15 protein-coding genes and 1 other RNA gene are annotated in these 19,622 nt (G+C 63.4%); 11 read left to right on the plus strand and 5 right to left on the minus strand.

What is annotated here, in order from left to right:
• Window positions 1-43: 43 nt before the first annotated feature.
• Window positions 44-399, minus strand: a transfer-messenger RNA (tmRNA) gene (gene ssrA, locus BMG03_RS10235).
• A gap of 89 nt (window positions 400-488) precedes the next feature.
• Between ssrA and BMG03_RS10240 the strand changes: the two genes are divergently transcribed.
• From BMG03_RS10240 to BMG03_RS10250, 3 genes are read left to right on the plus strand one after another with little or no spacing between them, the layout of a single operon-like run.
• Complete coding sequence (locus BMG03_RS10240) at window positions 489-2,072, plus strand: glycosyltransferase (protein ID WP_075776511.1); 1,584 nt, start codon at window positions 489-491, stop codon at window positions 2,070-2,072.
• Window positions 2,069-3,214, plus strand: a complete 1,146-nt coding sequence (locus BMG03_RS10245) for a glycosyltransferase (RefSeq protein ID WP_075776510.1) — start codon at window positions 2,069-2,071, stop codon at window positions 3,212-3,214. Before BMG03_RS10240 ends, BMG03_RS10245 begins: the two co-directional genes overlap by 4 nt.
• A complete protein-coding gene (locus tag BMG03_RS10250) occupies window positions 3,211-4,221 on the plus strand; it encodes a sulfotransferase family 2 domain-containing protein (RefSeq protein ID WP_075776509.1) in 1,011 nt (336 codons plus the stop codon). The genes BMG03_RS10245 and BMG03_RS10250 overlap by 4 nt, the downstream gene beginning before the upstream one ends.
• Before the next feature lie 18 nt (window positions 4,222-4,239).
• Here BMG03_RS10250 and BMG03_RS10255 read toward each other — a convergent pair whose 3' ends face one another.
• Together BMG03_RS10255 and BMG03_RS10260 are read right to left on the minus strand one after the other, a co-directional pair.
• Window positions 4,240-5,421, minus strand: coding sequence for a hypothetical protein (locus tag BMG03_RS10255; RefSeq protein WP_240496893.1), 1,182 nt, complete (start codon window positions 5,419-5,421; stop codon window positions 4,240-4,242).
• Between the two features lie 104 nt (window positions 5,422-5,525).
• Window positions 5,526-6,578, minus strand: coding sequence for an ABC transporter substrate-binding protein (locus BMG03_RS10260; protein ID WP_075776508.1), 1,053 nt, complete (start codon window positions 6,576-6,578; stop codon window positions 5,526-5,528).
• A gap of 206 nt (window positions 6,579-6,784) precedes the next feature.
• Between BMG03_RS10260 and BMG03_RS10265 the strand changes: the two genes are divergently transcribed.
• The gene (locus BMG03_RS10265; RefSeq protein WP_075776507.1) at window positions 6,785-8,197 is read left to right on the plus strand and encodes a cryptochrome/photolyase family protein; all 1,413 of its coding nucleotides are present in this window, start codon (window positions 6,785-6,787) and stop codon (window positions 8,195-8,197) included.
• A 22-nt stretch (window positions 8,198-8,219) separates the two neighbouring features.
• Here BMG03_RS10265 and nusG read toward each other — a convergent pair whose 3' ends face one another.
• Window positions 8,220-8,726 (minus strand): transcription termination/antitermination protein NusG, encoded by a 507-nt coding sequence (nusG, locus tag BMG03_RS10270; protein WP_075776506.1) that lies wholly within the window; start codon window positions 8,724-8,726, stop codon window positions 8,220-8,222.
• Window positions 8,727-8,921: 195 nt separating this feature from the next.
• On the opposite strand from nusG, the gene BMG03_RS10275 reads away from it, so the two are divergent.
• The 4 genes from BMG03_RS10275 to BMG03_RS10290 all read left to right on the plus strand — a co-directional run bounded on the left by BMG03_RS10275 (window position 8,922) and on the right by BMG03_RS10290 (window position 13,674).
• The gene (locus tag BMG03_RS10275; RefSeq protein ID WP_075776618.1) at window positions 8,922-10,352 is read left to right on the plus strand and encodes a mannose-1-phosphate guanylyltransferase/mannose-6-phosphate isomerase; all 1,431 of its coding nucleotides are present in this window, start codon (window positions 8,922-8,924) and stop codon (window positions 10,350-10,352) included.
• A gap of 138 nt (window positions 10,353-10,490) precedes the next feature.
• A complete protein-coding gene (locus BMG03_RS10280; RefSeq protein WP_075776617.1) occupies window positions 10,491-12,605 on the plus strand; it encodes a YjbH domain-containing protein in 2,115 nt (704 codons plus the stop codon).
• Window positions 12,602-13,246 (plus strand): YjbF family lipoprotein, encoded by a 645-nt coding sequence (locus BMG03_RS10285; RefSeq protein WP_075776505.1) that lies wholly within the window; start codon window positions 12,602-12,604, stop codon window positions 13,244-13,246. The genes BMG03_RS10280 and BMG03_RS10285 overlap by 4 nt, the downstream gene beginning before the upstream one ends.
• A 98-nt stretch (window positions 13,247-13,344) precedes the next feature.
• A complete protein-coding gene (locus tag BMG03_RS10290; protein WP_075776504.1) occupies window positions 13,345-13,674 on the plus strand; it encodes a hypothetical protein in 330 nt (109 codons plus the stop codon).
• Window positions 13,675-14,136: 462 nt separating this feature from the next.
• On the opposite strand, the gene BMG03_RS10295 is transcribed toward BMG03_RS10290, so the two are convergent.
• Entirely contained in the window at window positions 14,137-15,240 is a 1,104-nt protein-coding gene (locus BMG03_RS10295; RefSeq protein ID WP_075776503.1) for an MraY family glycosyltransferase, read from the minus strand.
• 437 nt (window positions 15,241-15,677) lie between these two features.
• Between BMG03_RS10295 and BMG03_RS10300 the strand changes: the two genes are divergently transcribed.
• The 3 genes from BMG03_RS10300 to BMG03_RS10310 are packed head-to-tail and all read left to right on the plus strand — an operon-like array spanning window position 15,678 to window position 19,490.
• Complete coding sequence (locus BMG03_RS10300) at window positions 15,678-16,763, plus strand: polysaccharide biosynthesis/export family protein (protein ID WP_075776502.1); 1,086 nt, start codon at window positions 15,678-15,680, stop codon at window positions 16,761-16,763.
• 3 nt (window positions 16,764-16,766) lie between these two features.
• A complete protein-coding gene (locus tag BMG03_RS10305; protein ID WP_075776501.1) occupies window positions 16,767-17,213 on the plus strand; it encodes a low molecular weight protein-tyrosine-phosphatase in 447 nt (148 codons plus the stop codon).
• A gap of 60 nt (window positions 17,214-17,273) precedes the next feature.
• Entirely contained in the window at window positions 17,274-19,490 is a 2,217-nt protein-coding gene (locus BMG03_RS10310; protein WP_075776500.1) for a polysaccharide biosynthesis tyrosine autokinase, read from the plus strand.
• Window positions 19,491-19,622: the final 132 nt, after the last annotated feature.

Here is a 19,622-nt window from a genome sequence, read left to right on the forward strand (position 1 = left end):
ATCAAACCGGTTTACGGTGATCGAATGAACAAAGGGGGGAAGAAATGCAGGATTCTGTTGCAAGGCTCCTGCGGGCCCCGCCTTACGCGGCTAAGCGCAAGGAGTTAAGTTTCGGTTACCCGAGCTGCTTACGCAGCCAGAGCGACCGGAGCACGGTTGTCGTTGGCAACTGTACAATTTGCACCGATAACGGTGGTGGCTCACCGGGACAAAGCAAACATCTTTACACGTTCGTCGATCCTATTTCGGCCCCATTCTCCCCCAACGAGGGTTGATTGGTGGAGCCGCCGGGTACCGCCCCCGGGTCCGATCCGCTTATTACATGCGCGTTTATGCCCATAGTCCCCGTTGCCGGGAACGCTTTGGAATATAGGGGGAAGATCAGGGCGCTTCAAGGCGTCGGATGGGATGAATGCGCATTAACCGGACGTGAACTGGCAGCGCGCTATAGCTCGAGTCGGGTCAAGAACTGGCCATGGAGGGGCGCGATGCGCGACAAGACGATCCTGATCGATCTCAGCACGAGCTATCAGTTCCGCCATTGGCGCCCCATGGGCATCCTTCGGGTGGAACATGAGGTCTGGCGGGCGTTTGCCGCGCACTTCGGCGTGGGGACGGTGCCAGTGATCTATGACGAGGCGCGTGGCGGGTTCTATCGCATCCCTCAGGCGATCTTCGAAGAGGTCATCTTTCGCAACGGTTTTCAGCCGGAGGCGCCTGCGCGCGCCCTCACCGCGCCGCGCCGCTGGCGGTCATGGGCGCGGATCGGGCGGTTTGTCTGGCGAGTCTCGCGCAGATTGCGGGCGGTCGGACGCGACTCGGGGCAGGGCGCAAGACCAAGCGAAGCTGCACTTCGTGCGCGGCGTGAGAGCGCCGCGGCGGAGGAATTGCTGCGGCTGAGCGGTGACGAATATGCCCAGATGCGCCGCTGGCTCGTACGGCTCGAGCGGATCGCTCCGCCTATCGCGCCGCGCATCCGCGCGCTCGATGCGCTCAATCACCGGGCGCATTACGGGCTCATCGATACGGTCCATGACGAGATCTGCGCCGATCGAAACCGGATTTCGCCCGAGGAAGTGAGTGACTATGTCTCGGCTGGCGGATTCTGGGGCGACGCGCGTTACCGCGCGGCCTATGAGATGCGCCAGTCCCACGGCTGGCGGCTGAGCTACTACATCCATGACCTGATCCCGATCCTCTGGGGGCATGTCGCCGAACCCACTACGCGCAAGACTTTTCCGCCCGCGCTGCATTGGATGCTCTGGGGGGTGGATCGGATCTGGACGAATTCAGAGGTGACGCGGTGCGATCTGCTCGCCCACGCCGCCAGTTGCGGCTACCCCGAGTTGAACCCGACCCACGTGCGTGTCGTTGCCCTCGGTGCCGATGCGCTGCCGCGAACCACGCCCGCGGACAATCTCGCGGGAATCTTCGCGCACCGAAACCTGGAGCCCGGGCGTTACGTCCTCATGGTCGGCACGCAAGAGCCGCGCAAGAACCACGCATTCGCCTATCGCCTCTGGCGGGAGCTGTGTGCGCGGCACGGCGGCGATGTCTTGCCCTTGGTCTGGGTGGGGCAGCCCGGCTGGTCGATCGACCCGCTGCTCGCGATGGTGCGGGCCGATCCCGGCCTGCCGCATGGCGCGATCCGCATCCTCGACGATGTGGACGATGCCGAGTTGCAGGTGCTCTACGGCAACTGTCGCTTCACCATCTACCCCTCCCATTACGAAGGGTGGGGCCTGCCTGTCGTGGAATCGCTGCTGCATGGCAAACCCTGTCTCACGTCGGATGCGCCGGCGCTGATCGAAGCCGGGGGCGGGGCCTCCGAGGCGATCGGTCTGTTCGAGGGCGAGCGCTGGCTTGCGCGCACCGAGGCGCTGATGGTGGACGAGGCGGCCTATCGCGCGGCCTGCGCGCAAGCGGAGCGGTTCAAGCCGCATCGATGGGCTGATTTTCGAGTGACGTTGACCGAAGGTTTCGACGTGGACTCGTCGGAGAAATCTTCACGTCCCGCCACATCCTACGCGCTTGCGGAAGACGCCACGACCTACCGGGAGGACGCCGCATGAAGATCGCCGCTTTCGGTCATTATCCGATCCACCGCCCGCTACATGGCGGTCAGCGCCGGGTCGCAGCGATCGCGCGGCAGGCGCGGGAGGCGGGGCATATCTTTCGCTATGTCCCGATCTATTCGACGCGCGGCTATCCCGACGGCTCCCCGGACGAGCAACGTACGGCGGTGCCGATGGCGCTGCTGCCGCGTCTCCACGATCCGCAGCGCCGAGAGGATCTGCATATATCGGACGCTCTCGCCGCTCATCCATTGATCCCCGGGCTGATCGGCGAGTTGCGCGATTTCGCACCCGACGCGGTGCAGTTCGAGCATCCCTGGCTCTATCCGCTTTTCGCCGAAGCGCTGGAACGCGACCCCATCCTGCGCCGCGCCCGGCTCATCTATTCCGCCCATAATGTCGAGGCGGCGCTGATCGACCCACATTGGCGCGCGCAGGCGGAAGCGCTCGAAGCGGCGCTCGTCGCGGCAGCCGATCTGGTCATCGCGGTCTGCGAGGCCGATGCACGGCACTTCGCGTGCCAGCCGGGCGCGCCGGCAATCGTCGTGGCTCCGAACGGCTGCTGGGCGCCCGATCCCGAGGCGCTTCCACCAGCACCGTTGGATGGGGCTTACGCACTCGTTGCGGGCTCGGCGCATCCGCCGAACGCCACGGGCTATTGGGCGTCTTTTGGCGAAATTCCGGGGTTCCTTCCGCCGCGTAGCCGTCTCGCCGTCGCGGGGGCGATGACCCACCTTATTACCACCGACCCCCGCTATGAACGTTACGCGCAGATGAACGCGGAATTCGTCGCGCCCCTGGGCGTGGTGGCGGAAGAAACCTTGAGTGGTCTTCTGTACCACGCCCGCGCCATCTGCCTGCCGATCACCGAGGGAGGCGGCACCAATCTCAAGACCGCGGAGGCGCTTTTGTCCTGCAAGCCCGTCGTCGCGATGCGCCCCGCGATGCGCGGGTTTGAAGACGCGGAGGGGCTGAGCGGCGTTCATGTCGCGGACGATCCGGTGCAGCTTCGTCGCTTGTTGCGCGATGCCATGACGGGGGCGATCGGCTCGCAGCGCCGCCCCGAAGACGTGGCGCAATATGGCTGGCCCGCGCAGCTCGCGCCTCTGATGTCCCGCTATGAAAGTCTCGCCGCATGACGGATTTATCCCTGCAGCCCGTCGCCTTTGCCGATCCGGAACTGGCCGCGCAGATGCGCGCCACGCCTGCCGCGATCGACACGTTGTTTCAGGCCTATCTCGGGCGGCCTGCGGAAGCGCGGGCGCAGGCGGCGTTGAAAGAGCGGCGCGCGAGCGTGGCCGATGTCGAGCGGGAGCTGCGCGGGTCGGAGGAATATCGACGCAAGGCCCGGCTTCTGCGCGATCAGGATCGTAGCCAGTACGATGGCGCGATGCTCTACATTGCGCCGGCGCGGGCGGTGTTCTGCCCGATCGCGAAGGTCGCCAATACCTCGGTCAAGGATTGGGCTCTGCGGTTGGTGGGCGATGGACGACCCGAGCCGGGGATGTCGCATTACTGGCTCGATTCCGGACAGAGCCGCATGCAGGCACGCCACTGGGCCTTCGCCGCACGCGCTCGCGTTGATCACGCGCCGGATTGGGTCTCGGTCGCGCTTCTGCGCGATCCCGTCGATCGGCTCGTCAGCTGCTATTGCGACAAATTCGGGCGCAACCGAATGCAGGACTCGGTGCTCCATCATACCCGGTCGGTCTATGCGTTCTTCGCGGGTGGAGACGCGCCGGACCGGGAGATGGTCGAGCGCGGGCTGAGCTTTCGCCAATTCTGTTTCTACATCAACGCCACTGCGCGCGAGGTCCAGGACAGCCACTGGGCGGCACAGTGGAGCTACCTGCAAAATCGCCGCTGGGACAGGCTCTTCGCGCTGGAAAAGATCGAGAGTTTCGAGGCCTTCCTGCGTGAGCGCCTGCCGGAGGATCTGCGCGAGATCCGGCTCGGGCTGACCAATGCGGCGCAAAAGACACGCGGGACGCCGACGCGCGATCTCTCCGATGCCCTGCCGGGGGACTGGATGGGGGCGCGCACCCCACCTTACGAGGCGTTCCTGACGGACGATATTCGCGGCTTCATAGGGGATTACTACGCGCTCGATGCGCGGCTGCATGCGCAGGCGCGGGCCGAGAGCTAGCTTGGCCGGATATGCGCCTCAGTCGCCTTCGGCCGGGATGCCCAGAAGCGTGATCGCGACCCCAAGCGCAGCAAGTGCCCAGAACGCGTGGCGCTTCGTCCCTTCGGTTTGCAGTGCGGCCAGCACTGCTTGCAGCGCGTAATAGCCCGCGAAGGCGCGCGAGGCGTAGGAGATGATCTGGAACAGGTCGGTCGTCCAGGTCAGCACGATGCCCGCGCCGATCAACACCGGGTAGGCCGCCTTTTGCGGGATCTTCCCACGCGAGAATTCCGCGATCAGACCGCCCGCGCCACCGGTATCGGCCACGGCAGCGGAGAACTGCGCGGCCAGCGCCGCGGCTACCAGCATGGCCGGCAGGATCGGGGCTACGACGCGCATCATGTCGATGATCGCGGTCTCGGTCAGGTTATGGGCGTTGGGCGTGAAGATGTAAGCCAGCAGCGCGATATAGACCATGTAGATCGCGGTCGCGAGCATCTGCGCCCATTTCATCGCAGCGACCCGGGTGTCGGCATCGTAGCTCTTGCCCAGATAGCGCGCGGTCTCGAACCCCTGCACGGTCACGATCAGGCCGAAGAGCAGCCGTAAAGAGTCCCACGGGCCCAGCGTCGGCGCATCGACCACAAGATCGCCCGCGACGGCGACCTTGCCGAAATAGACCGCAAGGCCGAGGATCAGTCCGGCGATGATCGCGAGCTTGAGTGCGACCGAGGCATATTCCATCTGCTCGAGTCGTTTGAACCCGCCCGAGAACCCGGCGATCGCGACGATGGCGAGCATCGTCGTCGTCACCGCGCGCGCCGCGAAAGCCGTGTTCCACGGCGTAAGCGAAACCGCGAAGGCCCCGAACAGGTTGAGGTAATAGGCGACCGAGATGACATAGGCGAAGGCGAGTGCGAGCTGTGCCACCTCTTCGATGCGCTTGACGGCGCGGGTGTCGGGCACGTCCTCGGCGCGGATATTGGCGCGCACGGCCGCGCCGAACAGCCATCCCAAGCCACACAAGGCCGCCATCGCAAGCGGCGCGAAACTGCCGTAGCGCACCTCTAGGATCGGCCCCAGCACCAGGAAGCCCGAGCCGATGATCGAGGCCAGCGGCGTCACCATGGCGCGCCAGCGCGGCAGGTCGCGTAGCTGCGGCAGGAACATCGCGGCAAGGACGATCAGGGCGAGAATGAGAATGGCTGCGTCGAGGATCATGGTCGGTCTCAAATGGTCGGTTGCACGCAGCTAGCACGAGGGGGGCAATTAGAAAGGGCCGCGTCAGACGCGGCCCTAGGGTTGTGACGTATTCGGCGCAGTGATCAGAAGCCAGCCTTGATCTTCTCGAACTCGGCCAGTTGCTTTTCACGCAGCTCCGGCGAGTTCGGCGTCTGTGCGAGGACAGGCGCGTTGATCTCGGTCAGGCCTGCCGTTTCCAGCTGCTCCGGCGGGATCAGTTTCATCGCCTCGGTGTTCGTGTGACCGTAGCCGATCTCGTCGACGAGAACCGGGCCCGCCTCCGGGCGCAGCCATGCGTTCATGAAATCGTAAAGCTTTTCTTCCGAGCCGGGACCGTCCTTGAGGTTCACGAAGCCGCAGAACCAGGTCGACGAGCCCTCTTTCGCCTCGCGCTGGAAGGCGACCGGATAATTGTCGTCCTGCAGATAGGCGACGCCGTCATTCCACGACCACGCGACCAGAACCTCGCCCGAGGCCATCAGCTGGGCCTGCTGCGAGGGGTCGGTCCAGTAAGATTGCACGTTCTTGTTGGCCTCGCGCAGCCAGTCGGCGGCGGCCTTGAACTGTTCGTCGGTGACATTGGTCCAGTCGGTCACACCCGTCGCCAGATAGGCCAGCGCCCAGACGTCGTCCGAACTGTCGGGCAGCGAGGTGCGGCCCGCATATTTCGGGTTCACGAAGACATCGAGGCTGGCCACGTCCTCGGCCGGGACTTTGTCGGGATTGTAGGCGATTGCGGTCGCGCCCCAATCGGTCGGCAGGTACCAGACGTTTTTGTCGTCATCGACGAAAATCTTCGAGTTCAGGTATTTGGGGTCGATATTCTTGAACTCCGGGATCTTGGAGACATCCCAGGGCTCGATCAGCCCGGCGTCCTTGTATTTCGAGATCATCTGCGAACAGGGATGGGCGGCATCTGCTTTGAAGCCGGAGGCGAGTTTCTGATAGGCTTCGTCGTCATCGCCGTAGAAGGCGTAAGTCGGGCTGTCGCCGTATTTGTCGATATAGGGCTGGAACAGGCCCGGAATTTCGAAGCCGGCCCAATCGAAGATAGTCAGGTCCGGATCGGCGGCCCGCGCGGGCGCGCTCAGTGCGGCCACGGCGATCCCCGCCATAAGGAGAGCAGAAGTCTTCATTGTATCTTCCCTGTTTTGTGTTCGTTTTGTGAAAACGCTAGAGCGGCTTTTTCGCCCTCGCAAGAGGCATTTGCACGGCCGTTAGGCAGGAGCGCCGGGTTTGACGGTGCGGCGCTATGGTCAAGCGGGGCGGATGCGGAAAATTTGGGCGCGACTGAACCGGATCGGGCGCGGCGCGTAGGGAGAGGGAGGCAAAGGAGACGAGCATGAGTGACACCCCCGTCCTGTTATGGCTGCGGCGCGACTTCCGATTCCACGATCATGAGGCGATGGCGGCGGCCGCGAAGACCGGTGCCCCGGTGATCCCGGTCTTCATCCATGACGACCAGGTCGAAGCCTTGGGGGCGGCGGCGAAATGGCGGCTCGGTCTTGCGGTGGAGGCATTTGCGGAAAGCCTCTCGGAGAAAGACTCGAAGCTGATCCTGCGCAAGGGCGCGCCCCTTACTGTGCTCCGTGCGCTGATCGAGGAGACGGGCGCGGGCGCGGTCTATTGGTCGCGCCGCTACGACAAGCCGGGGCGCGACACCGATACGGAGGTGAAATCCGCGCTCTCCGACGACGGGATCGAGGCAAAAAGCTTCACCGGGCATCTGCTGTTCGAGCCGTGGACGGTGGAGACCAAGACCGGCGGCCCCTATAAGGTTTACACGCCCTTTTGGAACGCGGTGAAGGGCACGGATGTCGCGCCGGAAGTTAAGACAGTGTCTGAACTTCGCACGCCAAGTGATTGGCCAAGAAGCGAAAAGCTGGACGACTGGAAGATGGGAGCGGCGATGCGGCGCGGTGCGGCCATCGTTGCGAAACATGTCAATGTCGGCGAGCGCGCCGCGCAGTCGCGGCTGTCGAATTTCCTGCGCGATCGCCTCTCGGCCTACAAGACTCAGCGTGATGTGCCCGCTTCGGGCGGTACCTCGGGCCTGTCCGAAAACCTGACTTATGGCGAGATCTCCCCGCGTACGATCTGGCATGCCGGTTATCGCGAGATGGCCGAGGGCAACCCCGGTGCAGAGACCTTCCTGAAAGAGCTCGTCTGGCGCGAATTCGCCTGGCACCTGTTCTTTCACTGGCCCGACATGGCCGAGAGAAACTGGCGCGACGAGTGGAACGGCTTCGACTGGCGGCGCGACAATAACGACGCCGAGGCGTGGCGGCGCGGCATGACCGGAGAGCCTTTCGTCGATGCGGCGATGCGCGAGATGTATGTCACCGGCACGATGCATAATCGCGCCCGGATGATCGTGGCCTCTTATCTCAGCAAGCACCTGATGACCGATTGGCGGGTGGGCTTGCGCTGGTTCGAGGACTGCCTGATCGACTGGGATCCGGCAAGCAACGCGATGGGATGGCAATGGGTCGCAGGTCCGGGGCCGGACGCGACGCCCTATTTCCGCGTGTTCAATCCGGAGACGCAGCTGGATAAATTCGATAAGGACGGGCGCTACCGGAAGGATTTCATCGCCGAGGGGCAGGCCAATCCGCCCGAGACGGCGACGGATTATTTCGAAGCGATCCCAGAGAGTTGGGCGCTAACGCCGGATCAGGACTATCCCGATCGACTGATCGATCTCAAGGAAGGGCGGGAGCGCGCCCTGGCCGCGTATGAGCAGCACAAAGGCTAGGCTGTAGCGCTGGTTCGCGGGCTTAGATCAAGGCGTCAGGCGTAGCCTTGATCCGGGTCTCGCGGCCCATGAAATCCAACAGCAGCCAGACCCGTCTCTCGGCATCGACCCTTTCAACCGTCGCCACAAAATCCGCGAACGGCCCGGTCGTCAGCGTGACCGCATCGCCGGGCGCGTAATCCGGCAGCGGCTGAACTTGATCTTGAGTATCGCAGCGCGCGCGCAGCGCCTTGATCATCGCGTCGGGCACCGGCGTCGGGCGACCTGCAAGCGCCACGAGCCGTGTTATCCCCTGCGTCCCGTTCACCGCGCCGAGATGCGCCGAGCCAGGTGTCTCGCGCAGGAAAAGATAGCCTGGAAAGAGCGGCGTACTGCGGGTCACAAATTTGCCCGACTGGCGGCGCGTCGTCTCGATCATCGGCAGGAAAACCTCGAACTTCTGGCGCGCCAGATTGCGCCGGGCGATGGCGGCGCTGTTGGGCTTGAACTGCGCCACATGCCACGCGCGGGCCGGGCTCTGATCGGTCATGGCTTGGGCCTTTTGTCCAACCGGGGTGTGCTTTGCTGACTGATGGATAGGGCCTGACAAGTCAATCTGACAAGGCGAATTCGTGCGTAAAGATGCGCGCCAAAGTGGTTCCGAGCGTCGTTAACGTAACGTTAGGAATGACCGTGCAAAGCTCCGACATGGCAGGAGAAACCTGCCGAGATGGGGAGGATGCACATGATCACTCCGGTTCTTCTAGCGGGCGGGTCGGGAACGCGTCTGTGGCCGCTGTCCCGGCGCAGCTATCCGAAGCAATTCGCCGAACTGACAGGGCCGGTAACACTGTTTCAAGCGACGGCAGAGCGGTTGTCGGGCGCGGGTTTCGCGCCGCCGCTGGTGCTCACACAATCCGACTTCCGCTTCATCGCGACCGAGCAGCTTGCCGCGGTCGGCATTGATCCCGGCGCGGTGATGCTGGAGCCCGAGGGGCGCAACACCGCCCCCGCCATTCTCGCCGCGGCGCTCTGGCTCCGACGCGAGGCAGGGGAGGAGGCGCTGATGCTGGTCGCGCCCTCGGATCATGTCATCGCCGATGCGCAGGCGTTTCAGGAGGCGATCGCAGGCGCGGAGCTTGCGGCGCGGAGAGGGCGGTTGGTGACCTTTGGCATTACCCCCGACCGGGCCGAGACGGGGTATGGATATCTCGAACCTTCTCAGGAGTCAGGCGTCGGCGGCCCCGTGCCCCTGGTCCGGTTCATCGAAAAGCCCGATCTCGTACGGGCGCGCGCCCTCTATGAAAGCGGCGATTACCTATGGAATTCCGGTCTCTTTCTGTTTTCCGCGGGCGCGATCCTCGAAGCCGCGCGAACCCATGCGCCGAGCCTCCTCGCGCGCGTCGAGGCGGCATTCGCTGCCGCGCGCGCCGATCTGGGTTTTCTCCGACTCGACCCGGATACCTGGGGGGATGCGCCCGACATCTCGATCGATTACGCGATCATGGAACGCGCGGGCTGCGTCTCCGTGATGCCGGTGCAGGCGGGCTGGTCGGATCTGGGCGACTGGGAGGCGGTGCGCCGCGCGGCCCCGGCTGCGCGTTCCGACGGGGTCGCGCTGTCGGGCGCTGCCACCGCGATCGATTGCCGCGACAGCCTGCTGCGCTCGGAAGATCCGCGGCTACAGATGGTCGGGATCGGGCTCGAGGACGTGATCGCGGTGGCGATGCCCGACGCGGTCCTCGTCGCGCATCGCTCGCGCGCGCAGGATGTGAAAGCGGCGGTTAACGCGCTCAAGGCCCGCGACGCTGCGCAGGCGACAGACTTCCCGCGCGATCACCGACCTTGGGGCGGGTTCGAGAGCCTCGTCACCGGCGATCGGTTTCAGGTGAAGCGGATCACGGTGAAGCCCGGCGCGGCGCTCAGTCTGCAAAGTCACCACCACCGGGCCGAGCATTGGATCGTCGTTCAGGGCACCGCCCTCGTGACGCTGGGCAAGGAAGCGCGCCTCGTGACGGAAAACGAATCCGTCTACATTCCGATCGGCGAGACGCACCGGCTCGAAAACCCCGGAATGATGCCGATGGTTCTGATCGAAGTGCAGACCGGGGCCTATCTCGGGGAAGATGACATCATCCGCTACGAAGATGTCTACATGCGCGCAGTGGGCGAATAGCACGTGCTCGGCGGCGGGTCGCCGCCCGGCAGTGCAAATCGGTGACAATTCCTTGGAAAAGCAGCAATTCGCGTTTCAGAGGAGTGCGACTCTCTGCTAGGTCTCCAATTGATTGTGACCGAGGCGGATTTTCCTGACATGTTGGCGCGCCCCTACCGCTCCCGTTTTCTCTTCTTTGCTATGGCGAGCAGTGCGCTCGCGGGTCTCGGCTTCGGCCCCGCCTGCGCGCAATCGGCCGACAGGGCCTGGGGCTATAACAGCTATGGCATCCCGGGGCTGATCGACATGCCCGTCGCGGGCAGTCGCGAGGATGCGGAACTTGGCTTCAATGTCTTCGCCTTCGCCGGACAGACGCGCGTCTCGGCCGCGTTCCAGATCACGCCGCGCCTGTCGGCTGGCTTCCGATATTCGACGATCAAGAACTACATGGGCGGCGGTACGCTCTACGATCGCAGCTTCTCGATCCAGTATCGGTTCCTCGACGAGGGGCGCTTCTGGCCTGCGATGGCGTTCGGCATCAACGACATGACCGGCACCGGGGTCTATTCCGGGGAATATGTCGTGGCGACCAAGTCGATCTCGCCGAAACTGCGCGCGACGGCGGGGATCGGTTGGGGGCGTCTTGGGTCGAATAACGGCTTCGACAATCCGCTGGGCGTGCTGAGCGATCACTTTAAGACACGCGGTGAACGCACCGGGGCGCAGGGCGGGACTTTCCAGCCACAGCAATGGTTTACCGGGGATGCGGCACTGTTTGCGGGCGTCGAATGGCAGGCGACGGACCGGCTGCGACTGATGGCGGAATATTCCTCCGACGCCTATACGCGCGAGGATGGTCCGACCTTCGATCGCAAATCCCCGGTCAACATCGCCGCGCAATACAAGATCAACGATCAGGCCTCGATCACGGCGGGCTATCTCTACGGAACCGATTTTAGCGTGCAATTGAGCTACGCGCTGAACCCCAAGCACAACGCGCATCCGAGCGGGCTGAAAGATGCACCGCCGCCGGTCGTACCGCGCGCGGGCGTCGAGGCGGCGCAAAGCTGGACGAACGATCCGGCCTATCTGACGGCGAAGCTGCGCCCGGCCTTGGCGCAACAGGGACTGGTGCTGGAAGGTGCGAAGCTCAGCGGCTCCACCCTTGCGATCCAGATTCGCAACGACCGATACAACGCGCCGCCCGAAGCGCTCGGGCGCGCCGCGCGGGTGCTGAGCGCGCAGGCCCCTGCTATGGTCGATCGCTTCGCGATCACCCTGTCGGAAAATTCGCAGCCCGTCTCGACCACGACAATACGTCGGGACGACCTCGAGGCCTATGAATTCCACCCCGTCGGCGGCGAACTGATGCGCGCCCATGCACAGATCGACGGCGCGCCCCCTCGGCTGCCGGTCGCGCCCGGCACCTACCCGCGCTTTTCCTGGGGTGTCGGCCCTTATTTGCTTCCGGGCCTGTTCGACCCGGACGATCCGTTGCGCGCCGATCTGGGTGTAAGCGTGCAGGCACAATACGAGATCGCGCCAGGTCTGTTGCTGTCGGGGCGCGTGAACCAGAAGGTGATCGGCAATCTCGATCAGGCGAACCGGCCGTCGGATTCGGTGCTACCGCATGTGCGCTCGGATGCGTGGCTCTATTACAAGGGGTCGGGTCCGACGATTCCGGAACTGACGGGGGCCTATTTCTTCCGTCCGGGACGCGATCTCTTCGGGCGTGTGACCGCCGGCTATCTGGAGCCGATGTTCGCGGGTGTCTCGACCGAGCTTCTCTGGGCGCCGGAACACAGCCGCCTTGCTTTGGGGGCCGAGCTTAACCGGGTACGCCAGCGCGGCTACGACCAGCGCTTCGATCTGCGCGACTACGAGGTCACGACGGGCCATCTATCCGCTTATTATCAGTTCACCGACCAGTTCTATACGCAGCTCGATGTCGGCCGTTACCTCGCCGGCGACTGGGGCGCGACGCTGAGCTTCTCGCGCGTTTTCGACAATGGCTGGAAAGTCGGGGTCTATGCGACGAAGACCGATGTGTCCTCGGAAGATTTCGGCGAGGGCTCGTTCGACAAGGGCTTCATGATCACCATCCCGCTGCACTGGGCGACCGGGCAGCCGACGAAGCAGCGCTATTCGACGGTGATCCAGCCGATCGTGCGCGACGGCGGGGCGCGGTTGGGTGTGGCCAACAGGCTTTACGGGATGGTGCGCGAAGATCAGCCCGCCTCCTTCGACGGAAATTGGGAGCGGTTCTGGCGATGAGATCACTTGTTTTCGGCGCGGCGCTGCTGGCGGTCGCGGGCTGCGCGCAATTCGACAAACTGGGCAACACGATGACGCTTACGGGCAGCCATTCCGTGGGGCAGGGCGCGCCCGTGCAATCCGCAACGAATGGCGAAGGCGTGGGCGTGAAGGTGGTGACGCGAGCAGTTCCGAAGCACGGGCTCGAAGTTGTCATTCCGTCGCGCGACGCGAATGCGACCCTGTCTCTGGCCGGGCGGAATGGCACCGTCGAGACCTGGCGGTCCGGAGACGATATCACCGTGTCGGTCGATCGGGGCGTGGTGGTCGCGACCCGCGGCTTGGGCGAAGATCTGATGGCGGCGGATTCGGGGCCGACGCTCGCCGCCCTTCGCAGCGCCAAGATGGACGCCTATCGCCGGACCTACCGCTTCCTTACGGCGGACAATCATGCGGACTATGTGTTGCTCGGCTGCAAGATGACTGCGGCTGGAAACGAAACCCTCGCAGGGCTAAAATTGTTGCGCCACGAAGAACAATGTCGCAATCCGAAGATGGCCATAACCAATATTTACTGGACCGATAAAACGGGACGGATCCAGGCCGGGCGGCAATGGGTTTCTCCAACTGTGGGGCAGATCGCGATCGGCGTGCTCGACTAAACTGAATGGGCCTTGGGTATCAATTAACCCTATGGTTCACCAAAAGATTAATGTAAGATAATAATGTCTTACCTATCCCAACCTGATCGGAGGTTTCGATGACGAAGTTCTTTACGGGTGCCGTTGTAGTGGCAGCCACTCTTGCTGGTGCCCTTCCGGGCGCGGCCCAGAACCTGCAAGCGCCGGCCAATCTTAGCCACGACGCGCTCGTTGCCTGGGCAAAAGCGAATAATGTTTGCGACACGGCTGTGGTCGACGCTGTGTACAATAATAAAGGTGAGGCCGTGGTATCCTGCACGGCGGCGGCGAATAGCAACCTCGGCGGTGCGACCCCGGTCGTTGCGGTGATCGTTGGCGTCGGCCTCGCGGCAGCTGCTATGGGCAGCGGCGGCACTAACGGGACCAACGGAACCAACGGCACCAACTGATCCGCGCGATCCGCGATCTTTCGAAAGGCCTCGCTTGAAGCGGGGCCTTTTTGATTCCGCCTAACCACAGGGGAACGCTGCAAAACTATCCAAATCGACAGTGCTCCAGGCCTTACAAATGCGCACTGATTCGCTCGAGTTATGATATGACAATCATAAGACGGGTGTTTGAGTGTTGGGGTAGGAGCCGATGTTGACAGGACTCGCGATTTTTCCTCTCGCGTCCTTGGTGTGGATGATGCTCTGGGAGAGCATTGCGCCTGTGCAGGATGAAGCACCGTATCGCGAGGTGGCCAATTAGGGAATCGCTTGGGCCGATCTGGGCCCGGGCAAGGTGGTGACGAGCGCCGATCCGCGCAGGATAGGTAAGACTCGACGCGCCGGTCGGCGCTCGGCTCCACCGCTTGGAATACGCCGGGCGAAGACACGCGGATTCCAAGGTGATGCGCGTGAGCTCTCGCGTTACATATCGATCCGTGCGCGGCGCGCGGTCGCCATTGCACGACGAAGCTTGCTGCCAAGCGCGACGCGACGATAGATCAGCATGTAGCAGACAAAAACCACGCCGACCCCCGCGCCGAGGGATCCGGGTGAAGTCGCGCTGATCACGGTGATGGAGCACGCGATCAGGCTCAGTGACCAGAGAACAACCGAGGTGATCGGATTGCGCATCTCCGGATGTCCGAGCGCTTCGGCAATTCGCTTCGCACGGCTGCGATAGACGAGGCTGTGCAGGTGCAGCCGATCCGCCGCGCCGGGATGGGTTCCGTCGCGCTTCAGCCTGCGGCGAATCGAGACGACCGTCTCGATCCACGGATAGGCGAGCGCGAGCACGGCGATCAGCGGTGAAATCTCGGGATTGCGGGCGGGCAAGACGATGCCGATCACGGCGAGTACGAACCCTGTCGCATAGGCCCCGGCGTCCCCGTAAAACAGCTTTCCGGCCGGAAAATTCATCACGAAGAATCCCGCGATCGAGCCGATCATCAGCAGGCAGATCGCCAAGATCGGCCCGTCATTGGTTTGCTCGGCGATAACCGCGAAAGCAGAAAAGACGATGATCGCGCTGCCGGAGGCGAGCCCGTTCACCCCGTCGATGATGTTGAGCGAATTGGCGATCCCGCCGATAGCGATGGCGCTGAGTGCGATCCCGAACGCCGGGTAGCGCAGCAGGTAATCGAGCCCGGGGATATCCGCGCGTTCAATGTGGTAGCCGGACACGAGGCAAAAAATCAGCCCCGCACATACGGTAGCGAGCAGGCGCCACTTGGCGGAGACTTTCTTGGTGATGTCCTCGATCGCCCCGGAGCCGAAAGCAGGGCTCGCGCAGAGGCAGATCGTCCACCACAGCGCCTGTGTCTGCGCATCCAAAGTCAGACCCGCAACCAACGCACCTGACAGAAGGGCAAAGCCGCCGATCCGCGGGGTCGGGGCCGCGTGGATTTTCTGGATGCCGTGATCGCCGTCGAGCGTGAGCTTGCCATGAAAACTCTTTGTTGCAACGATGAGGGCCGCCATCAGGAACGATGCCAGGAAAGCCGTCACAACATATTCAAGGCCAATCATACACTGCCCTCTTGCATGAAAAAAAATTAGCGCGGCGGTAGATGTTAATATTCCGCTAACGCGTCATCGTAAAAAATATCGCTAATCGTACGGATACTCTTGCTCGACAGGGATACTTAACTTTTTTCCGGAGGGTCAACGGCTTTTGACTCACGTTAGGCGAAAAACGTCAGAAAACTTCACTCATCTGTTCGCGACCAATGAGTATGAGCTCCTGTCGCGCGTATGCTCACACGATCGGGGCGGAGTTCACGCGGTTCCAGCGGGTGGGGGCTCGCCGTCAGGTTGAGTGATTTGAGACAGAATCGCGCCTCGACGCGATTGGACGGTTGAAAACGGCGACAGCTTGTCTATTCAGAGGCGCTAGACGAAACCCGGTCCCGACCGCATGGCCGGAACGGATCAGAAGCTTGGATTAAGAGGCTCAGGAGGGCACGATGGGGGCAGTGACGAGGATTTTTGTGGCGCTCTGCGCGTCGCTCTTTTTGGCCTCCTGCGACACGTCGACCACCAATTTCCCGGTAAATACCCGTAACGTCAGTTCCGTCGAGGATCCGGCAGCGGGCGATGTCGCGATTGTGCGGCTGAGCCTCGCCAACGTCTCCACCTTCGGCGCGCCCTCCGATCTGAGCGGCGGGCGCACGACCCTGCCTTCGAATGGCTATTGGAACTACCGCATCGGGCCGGGCGATCTGCTCGATATCGTCGTCTACGAACATCCCGAACTGACCTCGCCCGCAGGCTCGACCCGGACGCCCGCCGAGGGCGGTCTTCGCGTCAATTCGGACGGAACCTTCTACTATCCCTACGTCGGCAACGTGCGCGCCGCGGGCCGGACGCCCGAACAGGTGCGTGCCGATCTCTCGCGTAAGCTGAAGGAGTTCATCCCCTCGCCGCAGGTTTCGGTGCGCGTGGTGGGCTACAACTCGCAGACCGTGTCGGTCACCGGCGAGGTCGGCAAGCCTGCGCGGATCCCGCTGACCTCCAAATCGCTCACGCTGCTCGATGCGATCAACGAGGCGGGTGGTCTGAACGATGCCGCCGATGCGCGTCGGGTTCTTGTGCGCCGCGGCGGGCGCAGCTACGCGGTGGACTTGCAGGCCTTCCTCAATCAGGGGATCGCCTCCAACAACCCGGTACTGCGCAATGGCGATGTCGTCTCGGTGCAGCGCGCGACGAAGCTGGAAGCCTATCTGCTGGGGCAGTTGGTGAAGCCCGGTCCGATCGACCTGACCAAGGACGACGTGAGCCTCACCGAAGCCGTCACCGCTGTCGGCGGATTGAACACCAATCAGGCCGATGCGCGCGGCGTCTTCGTGTTCCGTGACACGCCGAGCGGCGTGGTGGTGTTCCAGCTTGATACGTCGAGCGCAGCGGCCTTTGTCGTAGGCACGAAATTCTTCCTGCACCCGCAGGACGTCGTCTATGTCACGACCGCGCCGGTCGCGAAATGGAACCGTGTGGTCTCCAACATCCTGCCGACGCTGAGCACCGCTCGCGCGGCCTCCGCACTGGCGAACTGAGCGATGGCGAAAGTCGGATCCATCCTCGTCGTCTGCGTCGGAAATATCTGTCGCTCGCCTGTGGGCGAACGGCTTCTCGCTGCGGCACTGCCTGAGTGCAAGGTCACCTCTGCCGGAATCGGCGCGGTGGTCGGCGCGGGCGCGGACGAGACCATGAGCGAGGTCGCCGCGGAAAACGGGCTGAGCCTCGACGGCCATGTCGCGCGCCAGTTCACCGCCGAGATCGGGGCCGAGCACGAGCTGATCCTCGTGATGGAGGCTGGCCACAAGCGCGAGATAACGCGCCGCGCGCCGCAACTGGGCGGGCGGGTGATGCTGTTCGATCAATGGATGGGCAGCAAGGGGATCGCCGACCCGTACCGCGAGCCGATCGAGGCTCATCGCAAGGCATTTACCGAGATTTCCGCCGCGAGCGAGGCATGGGTCTCGCGCCTCGCGCCGAAACGGTGAGCGGCGTAACTGGCGGCGCGCGTGGGTTTGGATAAGCATTTGAGAAATTGAGCGGGACAGATGAAGCAAATTTCCGAGGGAACCCAGAGACATGCTGCGCAGCCCGAGGTCGAGGATGACGAAATCGACCTGATGGCGCTTGCCGGCGCGCTTTTGGGGGGCTGGAAATGGATCGCGCTGGCCTTTGCCCTGGCTGTGATCCTCGGCGCTTTCGTCGCGCTGCGCAAACCGGTGGTCTACGAGGCGAACGGCCTGTTGCAGCTCGAGCAGTCGCAAAACGGTCTGTCGGCGCTTCCGGAGTCGATGCAGACGCTTCTCGGCAGCGATGTTGGCGGCAAATCGCAGGCCGAGACCCAGATCGCGATCATGTCGTCGCGGCTGGTGCTGGGCGATGCGGCGAACAAGCTCGACCTGCAGAACTTCGTCATTCCGCGCCGGCTGCCGCTTATCGGCATGCTTCCCGCGAACCTGCACTTGCCCGATCCGGGCCTGTTCACCCAATACCAGTGGAACGCAGAGACGGTTCAGATCGGTAAGCTGAAAGTGCCCGCTCAATGGCAGGGAGAGCCGATGACGCTGACCGTGACCGGCGCGGACAGCTATCGCGTCACGCTGCTCGACGGCACCGAAGTCAGCGGTACGGTCGGCCACGAAGTTACCGCGCGCGATGGCGATTTCGCGCTTGCGCTATCCGAGATGGATGCCCCGGTCGGCCGCGAGTTCTACATCGGGCGCCGCTCTCTCAACGCGACGATTCAGGCGATGCGCGAAAACTTTTCGGTCTCCGAAAGCCCGCGCGGTTCGAACATCCTGCATACCGCGTATCAGGACACCGACCGCCAGCGCGCGGAAAAGATCCTCAACGCGATCGCGGCGTCTTTCGTGGACCAGAATATCGAGCGCAATTCGGCCTCCGCCGAGAACAGCCTCGAATTCATCCAGAAGCAATTGCCCGAGGCGCGCAAGAACGTGTCCCAGGCGGAGCAGGCGCTCAATGCCTATCGCCAAAAGCAGAAATCGGTCGACGTGAAATACGAGACCCAGGCCCTGTTGGAGCGCGTCACGAAGATTGAGGGGGAACTGTCCGCGCTCGATCTGAAAGAGGCCGAGCTGAAGAACCAGTACACGGTCAACCACCCCGCCTATCAGGCGCTGCTGCAAAACCGCAAGGAACTGCAAGCGCAGCTGGAACAGGCGAAGAAGGCGACCCAAGGGCTGCCGGAGACGCAGAAGGACATCTTCAATCTGCAGCGTAACCTCGAAGTGGCGCAGCAGGTCTACACCCAGCTTCTCAACCGATCGCAGGAATTGCAGGTCGTGCGCGCCTCGACTGTCGGTTCGGTGCGCGTGATCGACAAAGCCTATGCGAGCATCATCCCGGTCGCGCCGCGCAAATCGCGGATCGTCGCGTTGGCGGGGATACTGGGTCTCATCATCGGCGCAGCCTACGTTCTGATCCGTCGCGCGCTGCGTCACGGAATCAAGGGCGCCGAAGAGATCGAAGCGCTCGGTCTGCCAGTCTTCGCAACCGTTCCCTTCGCCAAGGAGGCGTCCGATCTACGTCACCGCAAGGGCGACCTGCCGATCTTCGCGCTTGAACATTCAGACGCCGTGACGACCGAAGCGCTGCGATCCCTGCGCACTTCGCTGCATTTCGGGCTACTGGATGCGCAGACCAACTCGATCCAGGTGACCTCGGCCGCGCCGGGGGTGGGCAAGACCTTCCTTTCGATCAACCTCGCCGTAGTCGCGGCGCAAGCGGGGCAGCGAGTTTGTCTGATCGATGCAGATATGCGCAAAGGCTATCTCGCGCGGTTCCTGCATCTGCCGAAGACGGTGGAGGGCCTTTCGGATTATCTCGGCCACGAGAAGGCGCTGGAAGAGGTAATGCGCGACGGGCCGGTCGAGGGGCTGAAGGTGATCACCTCGGGCCGCTACCCTCCGAACCCGTCGGAACTGCTGATGCGGGCCGAGTTCGGGACCATGCTTCGCCAGCTCGACAGCGAGTTCGATCTCATCATCGTCGATGCGCCGCCCGCGCTTGCGGTCACCGATCCGGTGGTGATCGGGCGCTCCGTAGGCGCGAGCATCGTGATCGCGCGCCATCTTGAGACGATGCAGGGCGCGGTGCGTGCCGTGCAGGCGAGCTTCGAGGCGGCGGGCACGTCGATCACGGGCGCGGTCCTCAACGGCTTCAAGGCCGAGGCGGCCGAGCGTTATGGCGGTCATTACCAATATCACTATAACTACCGCTACAGCTACAAATCCGACGATTGAGCAGGGCCATCCCGGTCCGTGACCGGGGCGGGAGGCGCGACTGCTGCGAAAACTGCTGGGCCGGGCGAAAATCTCGAAGCTCGGGATCACCACGCCCGAACCGCGACCAGGCCGCCATGGCATCCCCGGGAG

The sequence above is a fragment of the Thioclava nitratireducens genome, from assembly GCF_001940525.2.
In the GTDB taxonomy this organism is placed as follows: domain Bacteria; phylum Pseudomonadota; class Alphaproteobacteria; order Rhodobacterales; family Rhodobacteraceae; genus Thioclava; species Thioclava nitratireducens.